Annotated in this window: 7 protein-coding genes and 1 pseudogene; 3 read left to right on the forward strand and 5 right to left on the reverse strand. The window is 70.4% G+C overall.

The genetic code is table 11. The features are described from left to right. Together AOK24_RS49845 and AOK24_RS31090 are read left to right on the forward strand one after the other, a co-directional pair. Positions 1-206 (forward strand): annotated as a pseudogene (locus tag AOK24_RS49845) (hypothetical protein); the annotation flags it as partial. Further along, positions 203-1,408, forward strand: a complete 1,206-nt coding sequence (locus tag AOK24_RS31090) for a sensor histidine kinase (RefSeq protein ID WP_055723374.1) — start codon at positions 203-205, stop codon at positions 1,406-1,408. The pseudogene AOK24_RS49845 and the gene AOK24_RS31090, both read left to right, overlap by 4 nt. 3 nt (positions 1,409-1,411) lie before the next feature. Here AOK24_RS31090 and AOK24_RS47800 read toward each other — a convergent pair whose 3' ends face one another. The 5 genes from AOK24_RS47800 to AOK24_RS31110 all read right to left on the reverse strand — a co-directional run bounded on the left by AOK24_RS47800 (position 1,412) and on the right by AOK24_RS31110 (position 5,966). Further along, entirely contained in the window at positions 1,412-1,582 is a 171-nt protein-coding gene (locus AOK24_RS47800) for a hypothetical protein (RefSeq protein WP_107104089.1), read from the reverse strand. Between the two features lie 62 nt (positions 1,583-1,644). Beyond that, positions 1,645-2,595: a cytochrome c oxidase assembly protein gene (locus AOK24_RS31095; protein WP_055723375.1), complete on the reverse strand. Its 951-nt coding sequence runs from the start codon at positions 2,593-2,595 to the stop codon at positions 1,645-1,647. Positions 2,596-2,767: 172 nt separating this feature from the next. Then, positions 2,768-3,793 (reverse strand): 6-phosphofructokinase, encoded by a 1,026-nt coding sequence (locus AOK24_RS31100; protein ID WP_055723376.1) that lies wholly within the window; start codon positions 3,791-3,793, stop codon positions 2,768-2,770. Between the two features lie 192 nt (positions 3,794-3,985). After that, on the reverse strand, positions 3,986-4,714 hold the full coding sequence (locus AOK24_RS31105; protein WP_055723377.1) for a type 1 glutamine amidotransferase: 729 nt from the start codon (positions 4,712-4,714) through the stop codon (positions 3,986-3,988). 13 nt (positions 4,715-4,727) lie between these two features. Beyond that, positions 4,728-5,966: a Mur ligase family protein gene (locus AOK24_RS31110; protein ID WP_055723378.1), complete on the reverse strand. Its 1,239-nt coding sequence runs from the start codon at positions 5,964-5,966 to the stop codon at positions 4,728-4,730. Between the two features lie 155 nt (positions 5,967-6,121). On the opposite strand from AOK24_RS31110, the gene def reads away from it, so the two are divergent. After that, entirely contained in the window at positions 6,122-6,667 is a 546-nt protein-coding gene (gene def / locus AOK24_RS31115; protein WP_055723379.1) for a peptide deformylase, read from the forward strand. Positions 6,668-6,746: the final 79 nt, after the last annotated feature.

Genomic DNA, 6,746 nt, shown 5'->3' on the forward strand with positions numbered 1-6,746 from the left:
GCCGTGCACTGCCGGGGGGTGGGGTGGCGGAGCCCTACGCCGGGGCGCCGGAGCCGTACGCCGGGGCGGCGTGCGACCGTGTTCCGCCGCAGGCCCGGCCGTCGGGCGAGGGGAGAGCGGCGCAGGAGGACCGGGTCCCGTATCAGTCCGCGCCGCCGTCCCCCGGCGAGCGGTCCGTTCTTCCCGCCCCGGAGGCCGGGTCATGAGCGGGTTTCTCGCGGGGCTGCTCGTTGCCGCGCTTCCGCTGCTCGCCGCTGGTTTCTGGCTGGGGCGGCGCAATGCGCGGCCGGAGTCTCTTGGGGGGCTTGGTACCCCCGTCGAGCACGCCACGTTCCAGACCCTGCACACCGCGTCTCTCGCGGCCCCCGCGCTGCGGGCGGGGCTTACGGAGGACTCGGCGCGGAAGTCGGCGCGTCGGCTGCGGACTCTGCTCGGGACCGATGCCCTGTGCCTGACCGACGAGAAGAATGTGCTCGCCTGGGACGGGGTCGGGGCGCATCACCGGGCCGAGATCATGGGGCGGCTGTCGGGGGCGCTGGAGACCGGGCGGGGCGAGGCGTTCCGGCTGGTGTGCGAGGTGCCGGACTGTCCCGTGCGGTGGGCGGTCGTCGCGCCGCTGACCGTGGACGAGCGGGTGCACGGGGCGCTGGTCGCGTGCGCGCCGCGCGAGTCCGCCGTCCTCGTCCGGGCGGCTGCCGAGGTCGCGCGCTGGGTCTCCGTACAGCTGGAACTCGCCGATCTCGACGACTCCCGTACCCGGCTGATCGAGGCGGAGATCAAGGTGCTGCGCGCGCAGATCTCGCCGCACTTCATCTTCAACTCCCTCGCGGTGATCGCCTCGTTCGTGCGGACCGACCCGGAGCGGGCGCGGGAACTGCTCCTGGAGTTCGCGGACTTCACGCGCTACTCGTTCCGCCGGCGCGGCGACTTCACCACCCTCGCGGACGAACTCCACGCCATAGACCACTACTTGGCGCTGGTGCGGGCCCGCTTCGGCGACCGCCTCGCCGTCACCCTCCAGATCGCCCCGGAGGTCCTCCCGGTCACCCTGCCGTTCCTGTGCCTGCAACCCCTCGTCGAGAACGCCGTCAAGCACGGCCTCGAAGGCAAGGCCGACAAGTGCCACATCAGGATCACCGCGCAGGACACCGGCGCCGAGGCGACGGTCGTCATCGAGGACGACGGCGCCGGCATGGACCCGGAACTGCTGCGCCGCATCCTCGCGGGCGACGTCAGCCCCTCGGGCGGCATCGGCCTGTCCAACGTCGACGACCGGCTCCGCCAGGTGTACGGCGACGACTACGGCCTCGTCATCGAGACGGCCCCCGGCGCCGGCATGAAGATCACCGCACGCCTCCCGAAGTACCAGCCGGGCGTCCACCCGGCCGCCCGACTGGCACCGCAGTGAACCTCAGGGCTGGCGCATGACGATCAACGCCAGTGTTATCAGCCCCAGCACGACCCAGCCGAACCACAGCCAGCCGTTGCTGCCGAGCGCGACCGTGTAGGCCGTCACCGCGACGAGTCCGCCGACGGTGACCACCCCCATGGTCCTGGTGGAACTGTCCGTGGAACCGGCCATCGCGACACCCTCCTCAGGGCCGCCCTCCGCTGGGCGTGTCCACGTCCCATGGTGCCCTGAGATCAGCCCTGGCGTGAGTTCAGGGACGCGAGATAGGCGTTGTACGCCTCCAGCTCCTTGTCACCGTCCCGGTCGGCCGCGCGGTCCTGGCGCTTGGCCTGGCGCTGCTCGGAGCCGTACCACTGGAAGAGCAGGGCGATCAGGACGATCACCGAGGGGACCTCGCTGAACGCCCACGCGATGCCGCCCGCCGCGCTCTGGTCCGACAGGGCGTCGATGCCGAGGGAGGCCGGCGGGTGCTCGAACGTCTTCACCATCGGCTCCGACGCCATCATCAACGCGATACCGAAGAACGCGTGGAACGGCATTCCCGCGAAAAGCTCCAGCATCCGCATCAGATATCCCGGCCGGTTCGGGCCCGGGTCCACCCCGATGATGGGCCAGAAGAACACCACGCCCACCGCGAAGAAGTGCACCATCATTCCGAGGTGCCCCGCCTTCGACCCCATCAGCGTGTCGAACAACGGCGTGAAATACAGCGCGTAAAGGCTCGCGATGAACAGCGGGATCGTGAACGCGGCATGCGTGATCACCGTCATGTACCGGCTGTGCAGCAGGGCGAGCAGCAGCTCACGCGGCCCCTTGCGGCCCCTCCCCGCGACCGGCAGCGCCCGCAGCGCCAACGTCATCGGCGCCCCGAGCAGCACGAGGATCGGCGACACCATGCTGATGATCATGTGCTGCACCATGTGCACGCTGAACATGACCATGCCGTAGTCGTTGAGCTTCGTACACATCACGAGCGCGACGGTGAGAACCCCGAGCACGAAGGAAATGCTGCGCGGCCAGGACCAGGAGTCCCCGCGCCGCCGGAGTTTCAGTACGCCCCACCCGTAAAGCGCGAGGGCCGCAATGCAGGAGATCAGGAAAAAGGGATCAGCGGACCACTCCAACCCCCGCCCCAGCGTGAACGGCGGCAGATCCATGGTCATGCCGTGCCCGCTGTGATCCATAAGGGCGGCTCCAGACAAGGTGGGGAAATATGCGCCTACAAGAGTAGAGCGGCCCCCGGCACCTCTTGACACCGGGGGCGCAAACCCACCTAGGGGCGCGGGGCTGCATCAATGTGCGGCTACCGCCGCGCGGGCGCGACCAGCCACGATCCACCCGCACCCGCCGAACAAGCTAAAGCACGCACTCAGCCTCGGCGTACCGGTCCTCCGGCACCGTCTTCAGTGTCTCGACCGCGTCCGCCAGCGGCACCATCTCGATGTCGGTCCCCCGCAGCGCGGTCATCATGCCGAACTCCCCCCGGTGGACGGCCTCGACCGCGTGCCAGCCGAAGCGGGTCGCCAGGACGCGGTCGTACGCGGTGGGGGTGCCGCCCCGCTGGACGTGGCCGAGGATGACGGGCCGCGCCTCCTTGCCGAGCCGCGACTCCAGCTCGATGGACAGCTGCCGGGCGATCCCCGCGAACCGCTCGTGGCCGTAGACGTCCTTGCCGCCCTCGTCGAAGGCCATGGTCCCGGCCTTCGGCTTGGCCCCCTCCGCCGCGACGACGATCGCGAACCGCTTGCCCGCCTCGAACCGTTCGCCGACGCGCCGGGTCAGCTCGTCGATGTCGAAGGGCCGCTCGGGGACGACGACGGCGTGCGCGCCGGCCGCCATCCCGGAGTGGAGAGCTATCCACCCGGTGTGCCGCCCCATGACCTCGACGACGAGGACGCGCTGATGGGACTCGGCGGTGGTCTTGAGCCGGTCGAGCGCCTCGGTGGCGACCCCTACGGCCGTGTCGAAGCCGAACGTGACGTCCGTGACGGCGATGTCGTTGTCGATGGTCTTCGGCACGCCGACGACGGGCAGCCCGGCGTCGGACATGAGCCGCGCCGCCTTGAGGGTGCCCTCACCGCCGATGGGGATGATCGCGTCGAGGCCGAGCTCCTCGACGTGCCCCTTGGCGCGCTCGACACCGTCGCGCAGATGGGAGGGCTGGACCCGGGAGGAGCCGAGGATCGTGCCGCCGCGCGCGAGGATGCCCGCGACCGCGTCGAGGTCGAGCTTGAGGTAGTCGCACTCCAGGAGGCCCTTCCAGCCGTCCCGGAAACCGATGACCTCGTCGCCGTGGTCGACGACGGCACGGTGCACGACGGACCGGATGACGGCGTTCAGGCCGGGGCAGTCGCCGCCGGACGTGAGGACACCAATGCGCATAGCCCGCAACAACCTTCTTCACGTGGGCCGGGGACCGGACCACGTCGTCCGGCACGATTCCCGCACACCCTAGCGTCAGGAAGGGGTCGATCCGAAGGGTGCGTCCGTCTGCTGGACGTACCCGCTCACCTGCGCGGGGGCACCGTCAGACGGGCTGTTGACGGTGCCCCGAAAAGCAGGTGAACACACAGGTCACGCAGGCTGCTGGGCGGCGGTGATCCGCTCGTTGCGCAGCGCCTCGTACCACCGGTCGTCGCACGGCGGCAGCGCGTTCACGTCGAGTGCGAGTTTCAGCAACAGGTCACCGATGAGCGGGTTGCGCGCGAGGACGGGACCGTGCATGTACGTCCCGAACACGGTGTCGCTGTACGCGCCCTCCGTGCCGTCGCCCGTGCCGTTGCCCTTGCCCATCTGGACGCGGGCGAACGGCCGCGCCGTCGGGCCGAGATGCGTGACGCCCTGGTGGTTCTCGAACCCGGTGAGCTGCGGCAGCCCGAGCCGGGGGTCGATGTCCGCGAGGACGTCACCGACGCACCGCTCGCCCTCGCCGCGCGTCGTCGTCACGTCGAGCAGCCCGAGGCCCGGCTGGCGCTGGCCCTGGTCGTTGACGAACTCGTGGCCCAGGATCTGGTACCCGGCGCACACCGCGAACACGATCGCCCCGTTGTTCACCGCCTGGTACAGGTGCCCGTCCCGGATCAGCCGCTCCGCCGCGAGCCGCTGCGGACGGTCCTCGCCGCCGCCGATCAGGTAGATGTCGCCGGACGTCGGGATCGGCTGGTCGCTGCGGACGTCGAGCCGCGCCACGTCCAGACCGCGCTGCCGCGCCCGCCGCTCGACGACCAGGACGTTGCCCTGGTCGCCGTACGTGCTCAGCAGGTCCGGGTAGACCCAGACGACCCGCAGTTGGTTGTCGCTCACTGGCTGAATCCCCTCAGTTGCCGACGCGGCGGCGCAGATCCTGGAACGCGGTGTAGTTGGCGATGACCTCGATCCGGCCGGGCGGGCACGCCGCCACCGCCTGGTCGGCCGAGTCGAACACCTGGAAGTGCTGGTTCGCCACTTCGAGCCGGACGGCGAGGTCGAGCTTGCGGTCGCCGATGACACAGATCGGGTGCCCGGTCAGCTGCGTGTAGTCGACGTCCCACAGCCAGGACGTGTCCGTGCCGTCGGCGCCGCGCGCGTTCACCGACAGGATCACCGGCGCCGGTGCGGGATCGATCAGGCTGAACGTCTCCAGCCAGCCCGCCGGGTTCTTCGCCAGCAGCAGCCGCAGGTCCCGGCCCTGGAACTGGACGACGTCGTAGCGCCCGGCGACCGCCTGCACCTGGTACATGCGTTCCAGGGCGACCTGCGGCGGCACCCCGAACACGGCGGCGACGGCGGCCGAGGACGCGGCGTTGGCCTTGTTCGCGCGGCCCGGGAGCTGGAGGTGGATCGGCCAGGCGGAGCCGTGCGGGTCGATGACGTGGTCACCGGACAGCGCCCAACTCGGCTGCGGGCGGCGGAAACCGCACTCCGCGCAGTACCAGTCGTCGCCGGGCCACTGGAGGACACCGCCGCAGGACGGGCAGGACCAGGCGTCGTCCTTCCACATCTGCCCGGCGGCGACCCAGATCACGTTGTGGGAGGACGACGCGGCCCACACCACCAGCGGGTCGTCCGCGTTGGCGACGACGACCGCCTTCGAGCCGCTCAGCCCCTCGCGCCACGCCTCCGCCATCATGCGGGTCTCGGCGGCGCGGTCGAGCTGGTCACGGGAGAGGTTCAGCAGCGCGATGCACTTCGGGTCGGTGTCTCTCGCGACCCCGGCGAGGTACTTCTCGTCGACCTCGATCACGCCGTAGCGCGCGTCCGAACCGCCCGCGAGCGCCGAGGTGATGCCGGCGGGCATGTTCGCGCCGAGCGCGTTGGAGACGACGGGGCCCGCCGCGCGCAGCGCCTCGGCGATCAGCCGGGTCGTGGTGGTCTTGCCGTTGGTGGCCGAGACGAGGACGACGTCCAGGTTCTGGGCGAGCCGGGCGAGGAGGTCGGGGTCGAGTTTCAGGGCGACCTTGCCGCCGATGACCGAACCGCTGCCGCGGCCCGCGGCCCGCGATGCCGCGGCGACCGCTTTGCCCGCGGTCACGGCGATCTTGGCCCGCGGCGTGAGCGGGTCCGAGTTGCCTGCCATCAGTCCTCGATCCTCCTTCGTACGCGCCGCGCCTCTGCCTGACGACAACGTGGTGTGCGGCCAGCCTATCGAGATCCATTCGCACTCCCGAATCCCGGCACCGTCTCACGGCCGTTCGACATGCGCGTGTCACAAAGGACCGTACCCTTACGGCCATGCCACACCGCTCCATCCCGGGCACCCGCGGCCGAGTCCGCCCGATCACTTTGCACGGTGCCCCGTCCCTCCACACGCCCTGCGCCGAGGTCCCCGCCTTCACCCCCGAGCTGGCGGCCCTCGTCGAGGACATGTTCGCGACGATGTACGCGGCCCAGGGCGTGGGCCTCGCGGCCAACCAACTGGGCGAGCCCCTCCGGGTTTTCGTGTACGACTGCCCCGACGACGAGGAGGTCCGCCACGTCGGCCACATCGTCAACCCCCGCGTGATCGCCGTGGACGGCGTTGTGATCCGGGGCCCGGAGGGCTGCCTGTCCCTACCAGGGTTGGAGGCAGGGACGGAGCGCTACGACGAAACGGTGATCGAGGGCTACACGGTGACGGGGGAGAAGATTGCAGTTGAGGGCACAGGGTTCTTCGCCAGGTGCCTGCAACACGAGATGGACCACCTGGAGGGAATGACGTACGCGGACCAGGTGGGGGGCTGGCGGCGGAAGCGACTGTTGAGACAAGTACGCCGAGCCTCTTGGACTCAGGGGAGCTGAGGTTTTTCAGGGGCGCGGGGCTGTATCGATTTGCGGCTACCGCCGCGCGGGCGCGACCAGCCACCCACAACCCGCACCC

Source organism: Streptomyces niveiscabiei (genome assembly GCF_001419795.1).
Lineage (GTDB): Bacteria > Actinomycetota > Actinomycetes > Streptomycetales > Streptomycetaceae > Streptomyces > Streptomyces niveiscabiei.